The organism is Dyella sp. GSA-30 (assembly GCF_027924605.1).
Lineage (GTDB): Bacteria > Pseudomonadota > Gammaproteobacteria > Xanthomonadales > Rhodanobacteraceae > GSA-30.
This window is the reverse complement of sequence record NZ_AP027042.1, coordinates 523,952-544,653: the sequence shown is the minus strand read 5'-3', so window position 1 is coordinate 544,653 and position 20,702 is coordinate 523,952. Positions and strand designations below refer to the sequence as shown.

Below are 20,702 nucleotides of genomic sequence, written 5' to 3'. Positions count from 1 at the left end.
AGTGCCCGAGCCGGTTCAGCGCAGCTGCTGGATACGAATCATATTGCCCGCGGGGTCGCGAACAGCGCAGTCACGAACCCCGTACGGCTGATCGGTTGGCTCCTGCACGATATCGGCATCGCGGGCCTGCAGCTGTTCGAAAGCGCCTTCGAGGTCCGTCGTCGCCAGAAGGACGATGCCGAACGTACCCTTGGCCATCATCTCGGCAATGGTGCGGCGTTCGTCGTCGGTGATGCCAGGGCTGGCGTCCGGCGGATACAGGACGATGGAGAGTGCGGGCTGGCCCTTCGGCCCAACCGTGATCCAGCGCTTTCCGCCATAGCCGATGTCGTTGCGAACCTCGAAATCGAGGGTATCCCGATAGAAGGCTACAGCGGCGTCCGGGTCGTTCTGCGGCAGGAAACTCGAATGAATGGTGATGTCCATGACGTGTCTCTCAGTGGTGGTGAGGTGCATGGCGATCAGTCTAGGTCCGACCCATCAGGCGGCGCTTCTCGATTCCTGACCGGTCGCGTTACCTGCTTGGCCATGCACGACGGGATACCTGCCGTCGCGTCCGCTTCCTGGCGCCGATACGTGCCGGGCGACATGCCGACCAGTTCGGTGAAGCGTGTGGTGAACGTACCCAGCGACGCGCAGCCGACCGTGAAGCAGATGTCGGTGACACTGAGGTCGCCGCGGCGAAGCAAGGCCATCGCACGCTCGATGCGCCGCGTCATCAGATAGGAGTACGGAGATTCGCCATAAGCGAGCTTGAACTGGCGGCTCAGATGCCCGGCCGACATATGTACGCCACGCGCGAGTGCCTCGACGTCGAGTGGCTGCGCGTAGTCCCGGTCGATCCGATCGCGCACGCGGCGCAGCCTTGCGAGGTCTCGTAAGTGCTGCGCCGTGGTGGCTTTGTTGCTCACCTGCTCAGTTCCGCGGGCGACGCCAGCGTGCCGTCAACCTGCGCCAAGCCCACAGCCATACCAGGCATACCGGCAGCAACAAGAGCAGGAACGGCAATCCATAAGCGAGTGCCGACAAAGCATCGCCGATACCGTCGACGAGTCGATCGAGCAATTCAGTGAACGATGCGGCGAGCCGATGTTCGCGGCTTTCCACGTCCGAGTCGCCGAACTTGATGGTGAGCAGATTGGTTTCGATGCGCCGTTTCTGTTGGGCTGCATCGTTGAGCAGACCTTCGCGCTCGGTCTGCACCTGCGCGCGTTCGCGGGCCAGTGCGATCAGGTCGGACACGCCGATATCCTTGCGTGCGGCCAGTTCCTCCAGATGCGCCGCATAGGCATCGAGCTGCGCCTGCTTGCGCTGGGTGTCCTGCACGGCATCGGCGAGATCTTCGGCACGGCTTTCGCGTGATGTAACTACGCCGTCCTGGGCCGCCAGTTTGGTCAGTGGTTCGACACCCGACGGCACGATGCGAACAAGCAGTTCCGCACCCGAGCCGCTCTGCGTGATACGAAGTACGGTACATGCGCCGAAGCGATTCGCATCGCAGGCTTCACGCGCGGCGGAAACATGTCCGGAGATTTGTGCGGACGGCATCTGAACAAACAGGGTGTGCTCATAGGCGAGCATGGCTCCCGGTTTGGACGTCTGCCCCGGGATACTTCCCGGGGCGACCTCTTGCTTCTTCGAGCACGCGGCCAGTGCAGGCAGCACCAGGCCAGCGATCAATAGCAGACGCCAACGCTTCATGGATTCCCCCTATTGCGGCGCGCAACGTGCGAATTGCGGTTCGATAGTCATCTTGGCCGAGATCACCCGCATTGCATAGCGGCCAGAGGGGGATATTGTCACTTTGATTTCCTTCTATTCAGATGCAATATTAATGCTGGTTATTATCTGTCCAGGGACACAGGGGAAAGGACATGCGATCAAGGATCCAGGCAGTTGCGCTGGCAGGGACCATGTGGGTGATGGGAGCCATGCAGCCAAGCCTTGCAAGCGGTGATTTTGGAACGGCGGCTAATGGAGCCGCATCGGCGCGCGCCACGCCAAAGGCGTCGCTCTTTTCTCCCGATGCAGTTATTCGCTTTCTTGAGGCAGCGAAACAGGCGGAGGCCATCAAGGATCCTCTCCAGCGGTGCCTTTCCTATCCCGATCCGCCGGGGAGCCATTGGTCTCCCGCGGCGACGCACGCCTACTGCGCGTACCACATGCAGTCGTTCATGAGCTACGAAGATATGAAGTCGCTCATCGAGAAAGGGCGCGCCGCTGAACTGGATCGTTACATGCAGGATGCGTTGCAAAAACAGCGTACACATCCCGAATCGGCGGGGTTGCTCGATCATATCTATTTTGGGAATTTCTCCGATTCGACCAACGAGACGCGGGCATTGATCGAAGCCTGGAAAAAGCAATCGCCAAAGAGCGCGTTCGCTTACGTCGCCAGCGGTCGCTTCTATCTGGGTATGGCCTGGATTGCGCGCGGTGGAAAGGTTGTAAGCGATACGCCAAGAGAGAACTTCGTCGCCATGGATAAATGGTTGGCGCTAGGTAAGGCTGATCTCGACGAGGCAATCAAGCTGAATCCACGCATTGCTCACGCTTATTCGTTGCTGATAGATATGGCGATGCTGACGGGAGACGACGCTGCGATATCCGATGCGGCCAATCGCGGCCTTGCCGTGGAGCCGACAAACTATGCGATCTACGGGCAGATGGTCTGGAGCGCCGAACCCAAATGGGGCGGCTCCATCGAGGAGATGTCGCGCATTGTGGATCGTGCGCAGGCGCACGCGTCGAAGAATGGGCTCCTGAAATTGTTGCTGCCGCTTCCCGCGGCGTATGCGGCGAACCTTACCGATTGCAATTGTGAGGGGCGCGCAGACTCGGAAAGCTACCGGATGGTGCTTGACGATATGCCCGCCGGCGAGATTCTTTCCGGTGTCGCGAACGTGACCAACAAACGGCACATGGCGAATCTGGCAGTGGTCTATCAATCGGAAGTCATTCGCTTCTCTCCGTGGGCGGACGGAGTGCGGTTGCAGCGCGCTCCCAATCTTGTGACCTTTCGCGAAAAACCGTGGGCATTGGAGGAGATGGCCACGCTTTCTGCGAAATGGCACAAGAACGCAAACACGCTCAAAGCGCTTGGCGATGCCTACGAGTTGATGGCGGAGCCGAAACAGGCGGAGAACGACTATCTGCAGATCATTGCCAGCGACCCCGCCAATTACGAGATCCGTTACAAGCTGGGCGAACTTTATGGCGCCTGGTTCCAGCAGTGGGACAAGAGCTGGGCCATGGCCGATCAGCTGATCAAGGATGCGCCGGAAAACTCGGAAGGTTGGTTGCTTCGGGCATTCGTCCAGCTGAATCAGCCACGCCAGGGCTTGCAGGATACGATGGAGTATCTCGACAAGCACTTCGAAAACGATCCCGGCATTCGGGCGCACGTGCGGTTCCTGCGAGAGGCGTTCGTATTGAAGAGCCAGGAGACGGCTTCGAAAGCCGGGCAGGTGCACTGAAGCAGCGGGATGACTTCAAAGCCAATGTAGGAGCGACTTCAGTCGCGACCAGCTGTGCCTTCGAGTGCACAGCCGCGACTGAAGGAAGTCTCGAATAACCTCCTGTTCGTCGTCCCGGCCTGCGCCGGGACGACGAACAGGGGAGCTTTCGAAACCCCCAAAAACTTATTTCCGCGGAGCAATGATCTCGCTCAAATAATCAGGCGTTCCATCGACGCGTACCAGATGCGGGTACTTCAAGCCCTCGTGATAATCCACCGGCACCGTTCGGAACCCGCCCTGGTACTTCAGCAACAGCTGGATCGGCGCTTTGCTGTTCTTGGCGGCCGCGATCGCATCCTTCAGTACATCGGTCGAATAGGTCTGGCCATTCACCGCGACCAGCGCGGCCCCGGTACTGACACCGGCCTTGAATGCGGGCCCATCCCAGCGTACGTCGTTGACCTCGCCCTTGTCGTTCATCGTCAAGCCGATCGACCAGGCAAAGTTGTAGATATGGCGCGACGACGCCGGTCGGCTGTTGTATTGCTTCTCGTATTCGCTTTCCTTGTCGGTATAGACAAGTTTCCAGCCGGTGGCGGCAAGGCCGTCCTGTAGCGGCGGATTGACCGTGTCGACGTGCGCGTGCAGGAAGCCCGCCCAATCGTATTTGGCCACGCCGTCCAGCGCTGCCACTACGTCGTCGAACGTGTAGGTCTTGGTGACATAGCTGCCGTTCTCGACGCCAAAGAACGCGCGTGCGAAATCATCCAGCGACCTCTTGCCGTGCGTCAGCGCGCGTAGCTTGCCGTCGACCTCCAACCACATCATCTGTCCGCCGCTGTAATAGTCCTCGCTCATCTGCCAGCTGCGGTATGGCAGGCTGGAACGGCGTGCGGCGGTCGCGTCGTTGGTGGTGTCTTCCAATGTGCGCCACTGGAACCCTTCGCGGTTGCGTTCGTAGTTGGCGGCCGTCATGGCCAGCGCATCGCGGAACTGCTGCGGTGTCCACATGCCGGCGCGCGCGGTCAACACGAAACCCCAGTATTCGGTCTGTCCCTCGTACACCCATAGCAGCGAATCGCCCATCGGCACATTGAAGTTGGGCGTCCAAAGATCGGCCGGGCGGCGGAACTTGCCGTTCCACGAATGCGTGTACTCGTGCGCCAGCAGGTCGCGGCCAGGCGCGGAGTCGCCCCAGGCGGTGAAGTAGTCGGCGCCCAGGCCGTTTTCGCTGGACTGGTGATGCTCCGTGCCGTTGCCGGCCAGTTGATCCGACAGCGAGAACAGGAAGTCGTAGTGGTCGTAGTGGTGCGAACCGAACAGCTTGGTCGCCTGCGTCGCCAGGGCGCGATGCGCTGTCAGTTGCTCGGGCGTCATCTCCAGGTATTTCGGGTCATCGGCGACGATGTCCAGATGCACCGGCGCATCGCCGGCCGGCGTGAGATCGACGCGCTTGAAGTACTGGCCCGCGTAGATCGGCGAATCGACCAGGTTGTTGAGCGTTACCGGTTTGAAGGTGGTGGTATCGCCGGACTGCGAAGCCATCTCCAATGCGGTGCCGAGCTGCCAGCCGTGCGGTAGCGTTACGCTCGGTGCGAAGGTGATACCGCGCGAAAAGTAGCCGGCCGGATAGAGCGCCACCTTGCTCCATTCCATATCCATCATGCGGTCGGTGATCTCGAAGCCTTCGTTGTCGGTACGACCGGACATGTACTGGAATTCTGCATCCAGCGTGGAGACGCCGGCGGGCACATCGAGATGAAAGGCATACACGTTGTATTTATCGCGCTTCCACGCGAGCGGTTTGCCATTGGCCATGAGCTTGAGGCCGGCAAGCATGGCGATCGGACCGGTCGGCGAGTGATCGCCCGGAATCCATTGCGGATACAACAGCGTCAGCGCACCGGCTTTTACCGGGATCGTTTCATGCACGCGGAAAATGCCTTGCAGCGTATCGCTGGCATCGACATGAAGCCCCACCGTGCCGGCATATGGCGCATCCTGCGGTGGCGGTACATCGTCGGTGTACGCCTGCTGTGCAGCGGCGGTGCCGGCAGTGAGCGCGACCGCGACAGCCAGGGCAAGACGCGAGAACCTGCGACAAGCGGCAGGCGACCGACCAACGGACGGGACAGGGGACATGAGGGGCTCCGACAAGCGAGGGGGACAATCTTCAAACTTATCACCACAGCCCAGGGATGAGGCTAGGGAGATAGTCATGCTTGCGTATCGTCTGGGGGCTGGATGAAACCGCGCCGTTGAAGCCTTGAAGCAGGCTCGATAACCCTGCACGCTTCGTTTCCGGATCGGGTGTAGGGGTGGAGAAGTGGATGAGACGGCGGACTTTTGATCTGTTGGCGGTCGCCGGCATCTTTGTGGCGTATTCGATCACCATGCGGCTGGCGTTGAATCTCGACTTGCGCGGGAGCCTTCTGGGCGGAGCGGCCAATACAGTGCCCGTGGTGATCTTCGGGGCCCTGGTGCGTCGCATTATCCTGCGCAGGCTGATCGGAAAGCCTGGGACGATCCAGTTGCTGGGTCATCTGTTGCTATGCGCGGCGTTCGTTTTCCTGTCGTACGGGCTGCTGATCGTTCTCCTGGGGCTGGTCGAGGGCCAGGGGCCAAACGGATTTCTGGTGAAACCTTTTTCGATCAGTGGAGCGAGCTGGCAGTCGCTTGAGAACGTCACGACCTACGCCTTGATAGCGACCGTGTCCTATTTGCAGGGCCAACAGGGGGTGTCCGATGCAAGGGGTCGGGCTCCCGTGGCAGACGATTCCCGACAACTGGCGAGAGGAGGTCAATCCGATGCATTGATCGCCAAACAGCCACCGGAAACAGCAACCGAGGACGCCGAGGCGCGGACCGATGTGGCGCTCTCCCGTTACTTCGTCCGAATCGGCGATGAGCTCCGGCCGATCGATATGGACACCGTGGTAAGCATCGGTGGCGCGGACGACTACGCGGAAGTGAGCACGCTCTCCGGCAAGCATCTGGTCCGCGTGACGCTGGCCGAGTTTGCCAAGTCGCTCGATCCGGCGAAGTACGTTCGCGTTCACCGGTCCTGGATCGTCAATGTTCATCGTGTCGCAAGGGCAGAGCCTGCCGGTGGCGGGCGCCTGCTCCTGCATATGGAAACCGGCCAGACGATTTCGACCAGTCGGGCAGGGGCACGATTGTTTCGCGACCGCGTTATTTGACCGTTCGCCGCGCACGAGTGTTCGTTCGCCGATTTCTTGGCCGTCGCTTTCCGTTCCCGGGAATCATTCAGCTGTCCGAGCCGCCCCTGGCTCGATGAGCAGTGCTTCCCTGAGGAATGGATCGTATGAGGGTTTTCGCGCTACCCGCCCTGTTGGCCATGGGTCTGTCGGCTTCTGCGACCGCCGGTGCCCAGGGTGCTCCGATCGAGCAGGCTGACATCCCGGCCATCGCCGCCAACTTGATCCCTGCTTACGCTGCGGCTCAAAGCCCCGCCGACCTGACAAAACGCTTCCGGCTTCAACTTGCCGCCGGACGTTTCGCTGATGCGGAGGCGACGCTCGATCGCCTCGAGTCCGCATATCGATCGAACGAACCCAGGCTCGTTCCTGCGATCGTGCCGTGGCGGATATATGCCCGGTCCCAAGCTTATGAGGCGACGGGAACGACGACGTCCGAAGCCTTGCCCCGAGCGTTCGCCGAACTCTATGGCGCCCTGTCCGATAGCCAGGCAGCCAGCATCCTGCCCTGGTACAGCCAAAACCTGGACAGTCTTCGCGTGGAGGCGTCGCGGCAGGAAAAAGCCTGCGAAGGCATGGCGCTGGAACGCTGCCCTTCGGCCGTGGATCTCATAGCCGCCCATGAGGCGTCGATGGCGTGGGGCTACCTGATGCCTGCGTCAGCGTCACTGCTCGACGCCGACACAAGGCGCCGGTTTCTGGTCGACGACCGCGTGTTGATCCCGACACCCGATGGCGCGCAGATCGCTGCGATAGTCGTGCGGCCTCGCGCTGCGGGTATGCCAAAGCTGACCGCCTTGCTGAACTTTACGATTTACGCGAAAGACGATTGGAGCATGAGCGACGCGGTAACGATGGCCGCCCATGGCTATGCGGGCGTAGTTGCCTATACGCGGGGCAAAGGTCGAAGCCCAGGCCCGGTGACGCCTTATGTGCATGATGGCGAAGACGCGGCGACGGTGATCGAATGGCTCGCGCGCCAAGCCTGGTGCGATGGCCGCGTCGGCATGTTCAGTGGCAGCTATAACGGATTCACCCAATGGGCCGCTGCCAAGCATCATCCGCCCGCATTGAAAGCCATCGCTACCCATGCGACCAACGCCCCCGGCATCGACACCCCGATGCAGGGCAATGTGTTTCAGAGTTTTATCTATCCCTGGCCGTTCTACACTACCGACATCAAGGCCCTGGACGATGCAACCTACGGCGACCGCGCTCGCTGGAATGCGCTGCAGAAGAAATGGTACGCGAGCGGCCGCCCGTATCGCGATCTGGACGAGATCGACGGCAAGCCCAATCCCGTCTTCGACACCTGGTTGCAGCACCCGGCTTACGATAGTTATTGGCAACGCTTGTTACCGTACGAGCGCGAGTTTGCCGATATCGATATCCCGGTATTCGTCGAGACCGGCTACTACGACGGTGGCATGGTCGGCGCGCTCTACTATTTTCAGGAACATCTCAAGTACCGTCCATCCGCAGACGACCGAATGATTATCGGCCCGTATCACCATACCGCCATGCAAACGGGTGTGCTGGCCAAGGTCGATGGCTACGTGGTCGACAAGGCAGCATTGATCGACCTTCAAGGTTTACGGCTGCAATGGTTTGATCACGTCTTTCGTGGTTCGCCGTTGCCGGCCTTGCTGAGCGACCGGGTCAACTTCGAAGTGATGGGCGCCGAGACCTGGCGACATGTGCCGACGCTTGCCGATATGGCTACCCACCGTGAGCGTCTCTATCTCACAGGCGATCGCAAAGCCGATCGATGGCTGTTCGGCGATAGCCCGGGTAGCCGCGCTATACCTCAACTTGTCGTCGACTTTGCCGATCGTAGCGATGTGGATTTTCAACTGCCTACGGGCGCGCTCGATGTCCGCAATGCCCTGGTGTTCGAAACAAAACCGCTGGAGAAACCGTTGGAGGTCGATGGCCTGTTTCAAGGCAAGCTCCAGGTCATTACCAACAAGCGTGATTTTGATCTATCGGTCAACTTTATGGAGTTGAAGCCAGATGGCACGTATCTCGACCTTGCGTCATATCTTGGCCGCGTCAGTTATATGCAGGACCGCACGCACCGACAACTGCTCCAACCGGGTCAGCCGCGCACCCTGACCTTCCAGAGTCAGATGCTGACGTCACGGATGCTGACCGCAGGGAGCCGGATCGTTGCCGTGATAGGCGTGCCCAAAGTCCCTGGTATCCAGATCAACTACGGTACGGGGCGTGACGTGAGCTCGGAGTCGATTGCGGATGCCCGGGTGCCACTACGCATTCGTTGGCTCGCCGATAGTTATCTTGAACTGGGTGTCCGTGGAAGCGTCGAGTTTGTGCAAGAGCATTAGCTATCGACGTTGTGGATCAGGTTCGCCCATCTCCTGGAGCGTAAGCGAACCTGATTTCGCGGTTTGGATGGACTCAATCCGGAATTTCCGGCTCGACCAACTGTGCCAGCAACGTAAGCGATTCCTGCCAACCCAGATAGCAGGCTTCCACCGGGATCGCATCGGGAATACCTTCCTGCACCACCTTCAGATCGGTGCCGCAGACAACCTTCGACAGCGTCACGGTGGTCACCATCTCGCCGGGGAGATTCGGATCGTCGAAGACGTCGGTATAGCGCAGCCCTTGACCGGGCTTCAGCTCGAGATAGGTGCCGCCGAAGGCGTGGCTCTTGCCGCTCGTGAAGTTGGTAAACGACATCTTGAAGCTGCCGCCCACTTTCACGTCCATATGGTGGACCTTGGCAGTGAAGCCGTGCGGCGGCAGCCACTTGACCATGGCATCGGGGTCGGTGAACGCCTTGTACAGGCGCTCCGGCGTGGTGCGAAGGACGCGATGCAGCTGAACGGTACCCATGATTCCTCCTCGTTGAGTGAGTAGAGGACAGCCCTCTGATACTACGACGAACGGAGACGACGAATTTCGACACGGCCATCAGCGCAGATCGGCACGAAGTTCCCGCACCCCTCGCCCCAGGCGCTGACGCAAGAGCGTCCGCAATGTGGCACCGTCGACATAGCCCACCTCGGCGGCAATCGCTTCGAGGTCGAGGCTGCTGCTCTGAACAAGCGACCGCGCGCGCTCGACGCGCAGGTCCTGAAAATAATCCAGTGGCGACTTGCCGAGTACCGTCTGGCAGCGGCGCTGCAGCGTGCGAGCGCTCGTTGCCAACGCGTTGGCGGCCTCCTGCAGTGAGAATCCTTGCTTCAGATGCTCTCGCGCCCATTTTTCGAAGCGCAGAATGAGTGGGTCCGCCTGCGCCAGATGATTGGGGATGATGTAGGGCGCTTGCGAAGAGCGTATGTCGGCAAGCAAATAACGTGAGACCAGTCCGGCCAGCTCCGGGCTGGCCTTGCGTACCAGCCACAAGGCGAGATCGAGATGTCCCATCGCCGCGCCGGCGGTCACCATCCTGCCCGAGGGCACGAGCATGCGGGACTCGTCCAGAGCTACGTTCGGGTAGCGCTGTCGAAACAGCGGAGCTAGCCACCAGGTGGTCGTCGCTTCCTGGTGATCGAGCAGTCCGGTTTCCGCCAGAAGAAACGATCCGATGCAGGACGCGGCGATATGCGCGCCTTCGGCATGCCATGCCAACAACTGCGTCTTGGCCTGACACACGTCCCGCCGCTCAAGCGCCGGAACCAGTCGTTCCGGCGTGCTTGTATTGAGCGCCGGGACGATTACCCAGTCCGGCTTCAGCGCGGGTGTGATGGCTTGCACGGGCACGGATAGTCCGTGACCGGACCGGACGCTCTTACGCACCCCCACGGTCGATACCTCGAAAGGCGCCGGGCCACCTGATTGCCGAGCTGCAAAATTGTTGGCGATCCCGAAGGCGTCCAGGGCGACGGTCAGGCCTGTATCGAACAGGCCGTCCAGCGCGAGGATGGAAATTCGCATGGCGTAAATGACCCTAAAGTTGTCATTTACGACGATACCGCTTCGCCAGGACGAAGACTAGATTGCTCCTCGTTGCACATCGCAATGCTCATCCAACGAGGAGACCACCAATGAAAGTCATGGCTATCGCTTCCGTGAAATCCCCGCTTACGCCCGAACAACGTCAGCAGTATCTGCCGAGCGAAGTCCCGGCCACGCTCAAACACTATCTCGACGGTCACATCGAGCAGTTCTGGTTCCGTGAGAATGCAGGACCCATCTTTCTCATGAATGCCGAATCGGTTGAGCAAGCCAAGGCAACGCTGGCGACGTTACCGCTGGTGGCTGCGAACCTGATGAGCTACGACTTGATCCCGGTCAGTCCTCTTTTGCCGCTTGGGTTGTTGATTCAGGGCAAGTAAGCCCTTGTTGAGGCGGCCCCGGCCGCACCAGAAGGCAGCCCGAATAACCTCAGTTTTTCCTATCGTCATCCCGGCGCAGGCCGGGACCCAGTGACTTTGTGGTCGGTTGTCGCGAGAGTTATCAAGCATTTGCTCTAACGCAAAAACCGGGAACCGAAGTCACTGGGTCCCGGCCTGCGCCGGGATGACGAGTAGGTGGTTATTCGGATAATCCAAAGTTGGCCACCAATAGCGGGGAATGAATCAAGCCGACATCCACTTCTCATGAAACACCTCTGTCTCCTCATCCGCAGGAAACATCGACTCGATCCGAAGCTCCTGTGCCGCGACGCTTTGCGGCGCCCCTACACTGGTCACCATCGAAAAATAACTGAGTACCTTGCCGTCTTTATTAAATCCCATGGGAATCATCGGCAGGTTCGGGTCGGAGCCGACCGATCCGTGTAGCCGCCACGAGGCATCGACGCCTGGGTAAGCAAACAGTTCATCGAGCAAAGCCTGGGTGTTTTCGTCCAGAACGCGCCCGACCGCTTCACGATAGACGCGCTGGATAAGGCTTCTGGCCACCGTTTCCCAATCCACGACGAATGGCCGCATCCCGGCGGGATCGAAAATCAGATGCAGCATATTGCGCGGTCCAGTGCGCGCTGCCATGTCGATGAACGATCCGAAAAAACGAGGCGACGAATCATTGCTAGCCAGCACGTTCCAATACCTGTCCATGACAATGGCGGGAAACGGATCATGCTGGCGCAGCATCCGATCGAGCGCGCGAGTAATGCCCTGCATTTCCGTGGCATTCCAGGGCGCTTCCGAATAGACCGGCGCGAAACCCGCCGCCAGGAAGATCACATTTCGCTCCCGTAGCGGAACATCCAGCGACTGGACAATGCCGGTCAATGTCTGTCGACTGGGCGCGCTTCGACCGCTTTCGATAAAGCTCAAGTGTCGCTGTGAGATGTCGACATCGAGCGCCAACTCCAGCTGGCTGGTGCCACGTACTGCACGCCAATGACGTAGTAGACGTCCCAGTTCATTCGGCTCTTTGCGCATGCCAACGATATGCCTCAAAGGCATCCTCCAACGGTGGCTTGGTGACATTGCCAGTGTAGTTGGTGATTGTGGACGCGGCGACGATGGCAATGACTTCCAGAAGGTGATCCCTGCCGAAGCCGGCGCCAAGGAAAGTCGACATATCCTGGTCGTCGAGATGCCCGCGCTTTTCGATAAGGGTTCGCGCCAATGTGGAAAGGGCAGCGTTCTTTCCGGCTGACGGCGTCCGTCGTTCGCGAATGGCCTCGACGTCCGCCGCATCGACGCCTTCTTTGACGGCCAGGAAGGAATGAAATGCCACCGCCCAGGCGCTGGCATTGGTTACGGCATTGGTAAGCAGGACGATCTGGATCTGCTCTTCGGAAAAGCTGCCGCCATGGACCTTGCCGAAGAGCCCGACCAAGCTGCCGATCAGGACAGGGGAGGTGGCCATGGCGCCGGCAATGTTAGGGATGATGCCAAACGCACCCTGCAGCGCTTCAAGGGACGGCTTGGACGGTTCAGGCGCGGATGGGATCGTATGGATGGGAAAGGCTGACATGTGGGATCTCTTTGAATGAGCGCATCGGAATCGATGACGGTATAGGCAGCCTATGGGCGAGACTTCGACAAGCCAATTACCTGAAAGGTAATAACCAGGCGTTGATGCTGCAGCGCAGTTCGATGAATACTCGGCCATCACCGTCGCCACATGCCGCCATGACCGAGTTGCTTTCCCCCGATACGCTCGCTCCGCAAAAGCTCGATGTCGCGCTGACCTTGCCGGCCCGTTTCTATACCGATGCGCGCATGCCGGCGCTGGACGCATCGGCGATCTTTGCGCGGAGCTGGCAACTGGTATGCCATCAATCGCAACTGCTCAACGTTGGCGACCATGTGGTGACTGAGATCGCCGGGCTACCCCTGCTGATCGTGCGCAGTGACGCCGCGACCATTCGCGCCTTCCATAACGTGTGCAGGCATCGCGCGGGTCCGATTGCCAACTGCGATGGAAAGGGCGCACAGAATCTGCGCTGCCGTTACCACGGCTGGACCTATGGCCTGGACGGCGTGCTGCGTGGCGCGCCGGAAATGGGCCGCACGCCGGACTTCAATCCCGCGGACATCCGCCTTCCCGAGGTTCGCGTACACCTATGGCAAGGTCTGGTTTTCGTTGCCATAGGCGAAGCGCCGCCGTTCGATGAATTCGTCGCGGGCATCGATGCGCGACTCGGGCCGCATCGCGCATTGCACGACTATGAGTTTCATCATCGTGAAAGCTATGACGTCGCCTGTAACTGGAAGGTCTACGTGGATAACTACCTGGAGGGTTATCACGTACCGCATATTCATCCAGGCTTGAACAGCCTGCTCGACTATCGCAGCTATATCACCGAAACCGCCCAGTGGTATTCGTTCCAGTTCAGTCCACTGGAAAGCGGCGACGATCTCTACGGTAGCGGCGAGGCCTTGTATTACTTCCTGTACCCCAATGCGATGCTCAACATCCTGCCGGGCCGTTTACAGACCAATCGTGTCCTTCCGCTGGGTGTCGACCGTTGCCGGGTAGAGTTCGACTTCTATTACACGCCGGCCAGCAGTCCGGAAGCACAGGCTCGCCGTGCGAAGGACATTGCGTTCAGCGACGAAGTGCAGGACGAAGACGTCACCATCTGTGAAGACGTACAACGCGGGCTTGCTTCGGGTTCGTACGAGGCCGGGCGGTTGAATCCGTTACGCGAGAACGCCGTTCACCATTTCCATGAAATGGTGCGCCGCGCCTACCGCGATTCGCTCGCCCACGCATGAGCGACAGCCAACGGTCGCTCGGGCAATGGATGCTGATCGCGCTGGTCATCGGCAACATTATCGGATCGGGCGTGTTTGTTTTACCGGCAGCACTGGCGCCTTATGGCGCCGCCAGTCTGCTCGGTTGGGGAATCAGCTTGGGCGGCGCGTTGATGTTGGCGCTGGTGTATGCGTGGCTGGCGCAGATCATTCCCAACCACGGCGGCGCCTATGCCTATGCACGGCGAGCATTCGGTGACCGTGTCGGTTTCCTCGTGGCGTGGAGTTACTGGGTCTGCGTATGGTCAGCCAATGCGGCGATTGCCGTTGCGTTCGCCGGCAGCCTGGGTTCTGTGTGGCCAGCAGCAACGCTCACTCCGTTGCGCAGCGCCTTGTGCGCATTAGGCGCGCTGTGGATCTGCACATTCATTAGTTTGGCCGGCGTGCGCGAAGCGGGCCGTACAGCCATCGTAACGACCTTGCTCAAGCTGGTGCCGCTGGTGGTCTTTGGTTTGCTGGGACTGGGCTGGGTGCACATGAGCGCCTTTGTACCTTTCAATTCCAGCGGACTGCCCCTGGTGAGCGTGGCTTCATCCGTTGCCGCACTCACCTTGTGGGCGTTTCTTGGCCTCGAAACCGCCACCGTGCCAACCGGCGTCGTCAAGGATCCGCAACGCACGGTGCCGCGTGCCACCATTAACGGTATGACCATCGCCGGGCTCGCCACCATGTTGGCCTGTACGGTGGTCGTCGGCATGCTTCCAGCCGATGTGCTGCACGCATCGGCAGCGCCGATGGCCGAAGCGGCAAGGAGAGTATGGGGTGACGCCGCGGGCATCGCGATCGGTGTCGCCGCGACCGTTTCGTGCTTCGGCGCACTCAACGGATGGGTGCTTCTGCAAGCGCAGACGTCGCTGGCTGCCGCACAGGATGGCTTGTTTCCAGCCTGCTTCGCTCGCCTGGATAAACGCGATACGCCGTGGGTGGGGCTGCTGATCAGCAGCATTCTCGCGAGCGTGCTGATTGTCTCCAATTACAGCCGCACGTTGGTGGCGCTCTTTACCTTCACGATCCTGCTATCCACTGCGGCGACGCTGGTTCCCTATCTCGTCACCGTGCTGGCATGGTGGCGTATCGACAGCAGCGCCAGGATGTGGCGGCGGGTGGTCGCACTAGGCGCGCTAGCTTTCAGTCTGTGGGCGTTAATCGGTACGGGGACCGAGACCTTGCTGTGGGGCGCTGTGCTGCTGTTCGCTGGATTGCCTATCTATTTATGGCAGCGTTACGCCGTGAAGTGATCGGCGGCCGCAACAGCCGAATTTTTGTGGGCGCGATTTCAGGGAACCTCCAAAACCTCAGTCTTCATCGTCGCCCCGGCGAAGGCCGGGGCCCAGTGTCTTCTGCACGCTGAGGCGTAAGGCACTGGGTCCCGGCCTTCGCCGGGACGACGGATAGGGAAGGGTTCTAAGTGGCATCTTCAGTCGCGACCCGCGGCGGCGCTGCGGACTGTCCAAGCTGAAAAACGAAACTGGCCAGACTCCAACTCAAAACACGTGTCTGTGCCGCACGCGTGCAATCCATGCACCCACTTCAATGTCGACAGAGACTGCCCCGATTCCGTCACGCCTTCCGGAGCAACCCTGGGCAGGTGTACCTCAGCGGTACTGCCAACGGGAACCTCTAAGTCGAGTTGCAATTTCCCTCGTGAGCGGGACCAAGCCACAGCAGTACGACCAAACGGCGTCATGGTGTCTGCTTCAGCGTGATCCAGCCATGGAACAAGGGCGGGATATATGCCGATACGTTGCCATCCCGGCGCCAATGGCTTTAAACCCGCTACATCCCCAAATAGCCAATCGTCGATACTGCCCAGAAAGTAATGTCCTCGAGAGCGGGCATCCAGTTTCCAGTGCTCCCATAAGCTGGTGGCACCGTTCTCCCGCCAATAACCCCAGCTGGGGAAACTCGTCTGGGTTGCAACGATCCACGCGAGGTCGGCATGCCCCATGGCTGTCAGCGTCGGCAATAGCAGCTTGCTGCCGAGTGCGCCGGTGTCCAGATGGTTGTCATGCGCATGCACCGCTTGAACCAGGGCATCGACCACTCGCCGGCGTTGCGCTTCCGGAACCAGGCCAAAATCCAGCGCAAGCAATTGGTGGGTTTGCCGCACACCCTCATCGCCTTGTCCTCGATATAGTCCCTGGGCCGGATCGAAGAACTGCTGATTGAAGGCGGACCGTACCTGCGCCGACATCGCATCGAAATGGCGCGACGTGTCGTCGTTGCCAAGCACACGCTCGATTTGCGCCATGGTTTCGGCCATACGATAGAGATAGGCGGTTGCCGCGATACGTTTGTCCTCCGGCGCGTTACCACCATCGGCAGGCGTGCTGGGACTGACCCAGTCGCCAAGCTCGGTATCGGCAATGCCGCCGGATGAGCGTGCAAACTCAAGGTCGACATAACGCGCCATGCCATCGACATGCTCGGCCAATACGTGCCGATCACCGCGTTGCCAATACAGCGACCAGGGAACCAGTACATACGCCGCATGCCAGGGTGGTGCGCGTACATCACCCCAACCCGGATTGGGTGCGATCAGTAGCGGCGCGCCCTCGGCATTGCGCGCATCGGCAATGTCCCGCACCCACTTGGACAGCAACGTATCGGCGTCCACATTGCGCAACATCATATCTGCGCCGAGCATGCCGTCGCCGGTCCAGCCGTTCTTCTCGTACATCGGCGTATCGGTGGGTATGCCGTAAAGATTATTCAGCACGGTATCGACAGCGGCGGTATGGATCCAGTTGAGCAACGGATGGCTGCTGCTGAAGTGACCGATGACTGCAACATCGGAATGCACGACTTGTGCAGTCATCGCGCTGAGCGACGGTGCGGACCCAGGCCAACCGTCGACTTGTACATAGCGAAATCCCTTCCAGGAAAAGCGCGAGTGCCAGTGCTCCACACCGCGACCGGCCAGGGTGATGCGATCCGTCTGCAGGCCGTGCCCGAAGTAATGATGGTCGTCGCGGTCGTCCACACTGCCATCGGGCAATAGCTTTTCGCCATAGTGTAAAACGATGGTGTCGCCGGCTTTTCCTTGCATGGCCAGCGTGGCCCAGCCGGCGATGACACGCGGAAAAGCGAACACGTAGCTACCGCTGGGCAGCCTGGTGATCGTGGTCGCCTGCAACGTTGCTGCTACGCGCACCGGCGGTTCGCGCTGCGCCTGCAGTACGCCCTCTGGTGCGGGCAATACGGCGGCTGCGCGCCAGTTTCGATCGTCAAAAGCTACCGTGTCGAAGCCAGGTAGCTCGAGGCGCGCGTCATAGGTCTCGCCACCGTATACATCGTCAAGTACCGTCGGGCCGTCGTGGATGCGCCAGTGCGCATCAGTTCCTTCGAACTCGCAACGACCGTCCACGTAACATAATTTAAGAAGTACACGTACGCGCGGCTCGCCGTGCCATGGCGCCTTTTCCCAATGCCATACATTCGGATTGGTGAGTCCGTAGTAACCACGTCCAAGCTCGATGCCGATGGCATTGGCCGAGCCGGGCTTTAACAGGGCCGTTACGTCATGCGCAAGATAAAGCGCGCGTTTGTTGTAATTCGTGAAATCGGGCGAAAGAACGGCATCGCTAGCGGGCTTTCCATTGATCGACACGTTGGCGTAGCCACCTGCGGCGACATACAGGCGTGCCGATTCGAGGCCGTTCTTTACGGTTAAAACGCGTCGCAGCAGCGGCGCAGCCAAAGAGCCGCCCGGAGGCTTGCCGATCCATTGTGCCCGGGACCATTGCTGTGGCGACGGTGCGGTTTCGAACCAGGATGTAGCACTCGCATTACCTGCCGACGTGTGCGCAACCACTTTCCAGTAGTACCGACTCGACGGAGTCAATGGTGGCCCGTTATACGCGACGTCGAAAGAGGCATCGCCGGCTACAAGGCCGCTGTCCCATAGGTCGGGACGATCGGCAGCCAGCGCGGCCATGCTGCGCGCTACTTCGATTCGATAACCGCCGGGTGTCGTGCCGCGCGGCGCATTAGCCACCACCCAGGCAAAGGAAGGCGACGGGACATCGATGGATAGCGGTTGCGTTTGTCTGTCGATGGTAAGGGATTGAAGCTGCAAACCACTCTGCGCGTGGACAGGCAGCGTGCAAATCCACAGCCCGATGAGTCCAAGAACGCGGCGGCAAGGAAATAAACGCATCAAAATCGCTTGGGGTCGAAGTCTCGACGAATAAGGTGGGTCGCGACGCGCATTTAACCATTATTGCCGCCAACCTAACCGGCGTCTGTCTGTGGACGGTCGTCTCCCAACATGGATAGCTGGTATTCAGAGACGATCCAACACCGCGGCAAGCCATGATATTGCGGCGCGGTGCCGGCCAATTTGACATGCGAACTTTGCAAAGCCTTCACGGCCTATTGACCGCCTCATCCTCAGCGTTGGGCGGTCGCTCAATCACTGTAGAGCTTGTCAGCTCAAAGATGCCAACCCATGAACGATCCAAAGATATCGAACCACGCCGAATCCATTGCCCTGGCCAAGACGCTTACCGGGATACGCGGTCTGGACGACCTCACATTGGGTGGATTGCCTGCCGGGCGTCCCACGCTGCTGTGCGGTGCGGCCGGTTGCGGCAAGACATTGTTAGCGGTCACGTTTCTGATTAACGGCGCCAGGGATTACGGAGAGAACGGCGTCTTCATGAGTTTCGAAGAGCGCGCTGTCGACCTGGAGCAGAACGTCGCATCGCTGGGGTATGGACTTGCCGACCTCGTTGCGGCGAAGAAAATTGTGATCGACCACGTGCACGTCGAGCGCGCCGAGATCGAGGAAAGCGGAGATTACGACCTGGAGGGGTTGTTCGTCCGGCTCAATCACGCCATCGATGCGATCGGTGCCAAGCGCGTGGTGCTCGATACGGTCGAGGCGCTGTTTGCCGGCTTTACCGACAAAGGTATCTTGCGCGCCGAGCTCAGGCGATTGTTTGCCTGGCTGAAGGACAAGGGCGTCACCGCCATCATTACCGGCGAACGTGGCGACGGGCAGCTGACCCGCTACGGCATCGAAGAATATGTCTCCGATTGTGTCATCCTGCTCGACAATCGTGTGGATGAGCAGATCACGACGCGCCGCCTTCGTGTCGTCAAATATCGCGGTTCGGCGCACGGCACCAATGAGTATCCCTTCCTGATCGACGACCGCGGCATCAGCGTCATGCCCATCACGTCGGCCGGCCTGGGTCACAAGATCTCGCGTGAGTCGGTCTCGACCGGCGTGCCGGGGCTCGATGCGATGCTTGGACGCGGGGGCTATTTTCGCGGCTCCAGTGTGCTTATTTCAGGTCTTGCCGGCACCGGGAAATCCACCTTCGGCGCGGCTTTCATCAACGCCGCATGCCACCGGGGCGAACGCTGCATGCTGTTCGCGTTCGAGGAGTCACAAGATCAGATCGTCCGCAACATGGGCTCGGTAGGTATCGAGCTCAAGCCACATATTGATGCCGGCCTGCTGCGCTTCGAGGCAGCGCGGCCCAGCCTGTTCGGTTTCGAAATGCATCTTGCGCGCATGAACCGTGACATCGAGGACTTTGCTCCGCAAGTGGTGGTCGTGGACCCGATCTCTGCGTTTCGAGGACCCTCGCTGGAAATTCATGCGACCCTGGTGAGGCTGGCAGATATCTGCAAGACCCGAGGCATCACCGCTGTGTTCACCAGCCTGTCTTCGTCCGGCGAGCTGATGGACGAAAGCGAGCGCAGCGTTTCTTCGCTAATGGATACCTGGATCTCGCTGAAGGACCATGAAGCCAACGGCGAGCGCAACCGGCTGCTTTATCTGCTGAAATCGCGCGGCATGAACCACTCCAAGCAGCTGCGGGAATACCAGCTCACCGATAACGGCATCGAACTGGTTGACGCGTATATCGGTACCGAGGGCGTGCTGACTGGCACGGCCAGGCTGGCCCAGGAGGCACGTGAGCGTGACGCAAGCAACACGCGAGCTCAGGGCATAGCCCGACGTCGGCGTGAGATGGCGCGAAAGCGTGCGTCAGTCGAGCGCCAGATCGCCGACCTCAAGGCCGAGCTCGACACCGAAGAGGCGGAAATGAAGACACGCATTGAACAGGAAGAGGCGCAAGAAGTCGTCTATGCCGATGATCGGTCCCGCATGGCCACACGGCGAGGTATGAAGCCATGAGCAATAAGCCCGATAGCAGCGAAATCTCGCCGGATAAGGCAATGGAAGATCTGGGAGAGTTCAACGATAACGGCCATTACAATCTACGCCTGTACGTCGCCGGGCAAACGCCAAAATCCCTGGCGGCGATAGCCAACCTCAAGCATATCTGCGAGAAATATCTCGCTGGCCGCTACACCATAGACGTAATCGATCTACTGGTTACCCCCACACTCGCTGCGGGCGATCAGATCGTTGCGCTTCCCACCCTTGTGCGGCGACTGCCGCCACCACTGAAGCGAGTGATCGGCAATCTCGCCGATACCGAGCGTCTGCTCGTTGGCCTCGACATTCGCCCGAAGGATTTCCAATCGCCATGAATACGGATGGGCCATTTGACGACACAGCCGAACGCTACAAACTTCGCCTGTTCATTACCGGGTCTACCCCGCGTTCGGCCCGTGCCATCCAGAACATGCGGCAGATATGCGACGAAAATCTGAAGGGACGTTACGACCTCGAAGTCATTGATGTCTATGAGGATCCGGAGGCGACGAAAGAACTGCAGGTCATCGCTACCCCTACGCTTGTGAAGATCCTGCCTGAGCCGCTCCGGCGCATCATTGGCGACCTGTCCGACAAGGAGCGCGTACTCGCCGGGCTCAATATTCTTCCGCTCAGAACCGACGACTGAATGCCTACGATGAAG

Annotated in this window: 18 protein-coding genes; 9 read left to right on the top strand and 9 right to left on the bottom strand. The window is 59.9% G+C overall.

Features of this window, described 5'->3' with window-relative positions:
* Window positions 1-15 precede the first annotated feature (15 nt).
* Genes QMG46_RS02485 through QMG46_RS02475 form a run of 3 tightly spaced genes read right to left on the bottom strand, consistent with a single transcriptional unit; the run spans window position 16 to window position 1,701 of the window.
* Window positions 16-426 (bottom strand): VOC family protein, encoded by a 411-nt coding sequence (locus QMG46_RS02485; RefSeq protein WP_281850868.1) that lies wholly within the window; start codon window positions 424-426, stop codon window positions 16-18.
* 35 nt (window positions 427-461) lie between these two features.
* Window positions 462-911: a helix-turn-helix transcriptional regulator gene (locus QMG46_RS02480; RefSeq protein ID WP_281850867.1), complete on the bottom strand. Its 450-nt coding sequence runs from the start codon at window positions 909-911 to the stop codon at window positions 462-464.
* A 4-nt stretch (window positions 912-915) separates the two neighbouring features.
* A complete protein-coding gene (locus QMG46_RS02475; protein ID WP_281850866.1) occupies window positions 916-1,701 on the bottom strand; it encodes a DUF4349 domain-containing protein in 786 nt (261 codons plus the stop codon).
* Window positions 1,702-1,874: 173 nt separating this feature from the next.
* Here QMG46_RS02475 and QMG46_RS02470 point away from each other — a divergent pair, with 173 nt between their 5' ends.
* Window positions 1,875-3,476 carry a DUF4034 domain-containing protein gene (locus tag QMG46_RS02470; protein WP_281850865.1) on the top strand — a complete coding sequence of 534 codons (1,602 nt, stop codon included), beginning with the start codon at window positions 1,875-1,877 and terminating at the stop codon, window positions 3,474-3,476.
* A 165-nt stretch (window positions 3,477-3,641) separates the two neighbouring features.
* Here the strand turns inward: QMG46_RS02470 and QMG46_RS02465 are convergent, their stop codons facing one another.
* The gene (locus QMG46_RS02465; protein ID WP_281850864.1) at window positions 3,642-5,600 is read right to left on the bottom strand and encodes a M61 family metallopeptidase; all 1,959 of its coding nucleotides are present in this window, start codon (window positions 5,598-5,600) and stop codon (window positions 3,642-3,644) included.
* A 176-nt stretch (window positions 5,601-5,776) separates the two neighbouring features.
* Between QMG46_RS02465 and QMG46_RS02460 the strand changes: the two genes are divergently transcribed.
* On the top strand, window positions 5,777-6,658 hold the full coding sequence (locus tag QMG46_RS02460) for a LytR/AlgR family response regulator transcription factor (protein ID WP_281850863.1): 882 nt from the start codon (window positions 5,777-5,779) through the stop codon (window positions 6,656-6,658).
* Between the two features lie 125 nt (window positions 6,659-6,783).
* On the top strand, window positions 6,784-9,021 hold the full coding sequence (locus tag QMG46_RS02455; RefSeq protein WP_281850862.1) for a CocE/NonD family hydrolase: 2,238 nt from the start codon (window positions 6,784-6,786) through the stop codon (window positions 9,019-9,021).
* 73 nt (window positions 9,022-9,094) lie between these two features.
* Here QMG46_RS02455 and QMG46_RS02450 read toward each other — a convergent pair whose 3' ends face one another.
* Both QMG46_RS02450 and QMG46_RS02445 read right to left on the bottom strand, forming a co-directional pair.
* Window positions 9,095-9,535: an SRPBCC family protein gene (locus QMG46_RS02450; protein ID WP_281850860.1), complete on the bottom strand. Its 441-nt coding sequence runs from the start codon at window positions 9,533-9,535 to the stop codon at window positions 9,095-9,097.
* Between the two features lie 78 nt (window positions 9,536-9,613).
* Window positions 9,614-10,579: a GlxA family transcriptional regulator gene (locus QMG46_RS02445; protein WP_281850859.1), complete on the bottom strand. Its 966-nt coding sequence runs from the start codon at window positions 10,577-10,579 to the stop codon at window positions 9,614-9,616.
* Between the two features lie 110 nt (window positions 10,580-10,689).
* On the opposite strand from QMG46_RS02445, the gene QMG46_RS02440 reads away from it, so the two are divergent.
* Window positions 10,690-10,980, top strand: coding sequence for a YciI family protein (locus tag QMG46_RS02440; RefSeq protein WP_281850858.1), 291 nt, complete (start codon window positions 10,690-10,692; stop codon window positions 10,978-10,980).
* A gap of 243 nt (window positions 10,981-11,223) precedes the next feature.
* Here the strand turns inward: QMG46_RS02440 and QMG46_RS02435 are convergent, their stop codons facing one another.
* Together QMG46_RS02435 and QMG46_RS02430 are read right to left on the bottom strand one after the other, a co-directional pair.
* Window positions 11,224-11,958: a helix-turn-helix domain-containing protein gene (locus tag QMG46_RS02435; protein WP_281850857.1), complete on the bottom strand. Its 735-nt coding sequence runs from the start codon at window positions 11,956-11,958 to the stop codon at window positions 11,224-11,226.
* Window positions 11,959-12,013: 55 nt separating this feature from the next.
* Window positions 12,014-12,574: a carboxymuconolactone decarboxylase family protein gene (locus QMG46_RS02430; protein WP_281850856.1), complete on the bottom strand. Its 561-nt coding sequence runs from the start codon at window positions 12,572-12,574 to the stop codon at window positions 12,014-12,016.
* A gap of 122 nt (window positions 12,575-12,696) precedes the next feature.
* Here QMG46_RS02430 and QMG46_RS02425 point away from each other — a divergent pair, with 122 nt between their 5' ends.
* Window positions 12,697-13,821 carry an aromatic ring-hydroxylating oxygenase subunit alpha gene (locus QMG46_RS02425; RefSeq protein ID WP_281850855.1) on the top strand — a complete coding sequence of 375 codons (1,125 nt, stop codon included), beginning with the start codon at window positions 12,697-12,699 and terminating at the stop codon, window positions 13,819-13,821.
* On the top strand, window positions 13,818-15,098 hold the full coding sequence (locus QMG46_RS02420; protein WP_281850854.1) for an amino acid permease: 1,281 nt from the start codon (window positions 13,818-13,820) through the stop codon (window positions 15,096-15,098). Before QMG46_RS02425 ends, QMG46_RS02420 begins: the two co-directional genes overlap by 4 nt.
* A gap of 179 nt (window positions 15,099-15,277) precedes the next feature.
* On the opposite strand, the gene QMG46_RS02415 is transcribed toward QMG46_RS02420, so the two are convergent.
* Window positions 15,278-17,938 (bottom strand): alpha-L-rhamnosidase, encoded by a 2,661-nt coding sequence (locus QMG46_RS02415; RefSeq protein WP_281850853.1) that lies wholly within the window; start codon window positions 17,936-17,938, stop codon window positions 15,278-15,280.
* A 372-nt stretch (window positions 17,939-18,310) separates the two neighbouring features.
* Here QMG46_RS02415 and kaiC point away from each other — a divergent pair, with 372 nt between their 5' ends.
* The 3 genes from kaiC to QMG46_RS02400 are packed head-to-tail and all read left to right on the top strand — an operon-like array spanning window position 18,311 to window position 20,687.
* Window positions 18,311-20,014 carry a circadian clock protein KaiC gene (kaiC, locus tag QMG46_RS02410; protein ID WP_281850852.1) on the top strand — a complete coding sequence of 568 codons (1,704 nt, stop codon included), beginning with the start codon at window positions 18,311-18,313 and terminating at the stop codon, window positions 20,012-20,014.
* Entirely contained in the window at window positions 20,011-20,373 is a 363-nt protein-coding gene (locus tag QMG46_RS02405) for a circadian clock KaiB family protein (RefSeq protein ID WP_281850851.1), read from the top strand. The genes kaiC and QMG46_RS02405 overlap by 4 nt, the downstream gene beginning before the upstream one ends.
* Complete coding sequence (locus QMG46_RS02400; RefSeq protein WP_281850850.1) at window positions 20,370-20,687, top strand: circadian clock KaiB family protein; 318 nt, start codon at window positions 20,370-20,372, stop codon at window positions 20,685-20,687. Before QMG46_RS02405 ends, QMG46_RS02400 begins: the two co-directional genes overlap by 4 nt.
* The last annotated feature ends 15 nt before the right edge of the window (window positions 20,688-20,702 follow it).

What these genes read in the sequence shown, in the direction of transcription:
- QMG46_RS02455 (WP_281850862.1), top strand. Translation starts at nt 6,784, where the DNA reads ATGAGGGTTTTCGCGCTACCCGCCCTGTTGGCCATGGGTCTGTCGGCT.
- QMG46_RS02465 (WP_281850864.1), bottom strand. Translation starts at nt 5,600, where the DNA reads ATGTCCCCTGTCCCGTCCGTTGGTCGGTCGCCTGCCGCTTGTCGCAGG.
- QMG46_RS02440 (WP_281850858.1), top strand. Translation starts at nt 10,690, where the DNA reads ATGAAAGTCATGGCTATCGCTTCCGTGAAATCCCCGCTTACGCCCGAA.
- QMG46_RS02425 (WP_281850855.1), top strand. Translation starts at nt 12,697, where the DNA reads ATGAATACTCGGCCATCACCGTCGCCACATGCCGCCATGACCGAGTTG.
- QMG46_RS02445 (WP_281850859.1), bottom strand. Translation starts at nt 10,579, where the DNA reads ATGCGAATTTCCATCCTCGCGCTGGACGGCCTGTTCGATACAGGCCTG.
- QMG46_RS02450 (WP_281850860.1), bottom strand. Translation starts at nt 9,535, where the DNA reads ATGGGTACCGTTCAGCTGCATCGCGTCCTTCGCACCACGCCGGAGCGC.
- QMG46_RS02430 (WP_281850856.1), bottom strand. Translation starts at nt 12,574, where the DNA reads ATGTCAGCCTTTCCCATCCATACGATCCCATCCGCGCCTGAACCGTCC.
- QMG46_RS02400 (WP_281850850.1), top strand. Translation starts at nt 20,370, where the DNA reads ATGAATACGGATGGGCCATTTGACGACACAGCCGAACGCTACAAACTT.
- QMG46_RS02420 (WP_281850854.1), top strand. Translation starts at nt 13,818, where the DNA reads ATGAGCGACAGCCAACGGTCGCTCGGGCAATGGATGCTGATCGCGCTG.
- kaiC (WP_281850852.1), top strand. Translation starts at nt 18,311, where the DNA reads ATGAACGATCCAAAGATATCGAACCACGCCGAATCCATTGCCCTGGCC.
- QMG46_RS02485 (WP_281850868.1), bottom strand. Translation starts at nt 426, where the DNA reads ATGGACATCACCATTCATTCGAGTTTCCTGCCGCAGAACGACCCGGAC.
- QMG46_RS02470 (WP_281850865.1), top strand. Translation starts at nt 1,875, where the DNA reads ATGCGATCAAGGATCCAGGCAGTTGCGCTGGCAGGGACCATGTGGGTG.
- QMG46_RS02405 (WP_281850851.1), top strand. Translation starts at nt 20,011, where the DNA reads ATGAGCAATAAGCCCGATAGCAGCGAAATCTCGCCGGATAAGGCAATG.
- QMG46_RS02475 (WP_281850866.1), bottom strand. Translation starts at nt 1,701, where the DNA reads ATGAAGCGTTGGCGTCTGCTATTGATCGCTGGCCTGGTGCTGCCTGCA.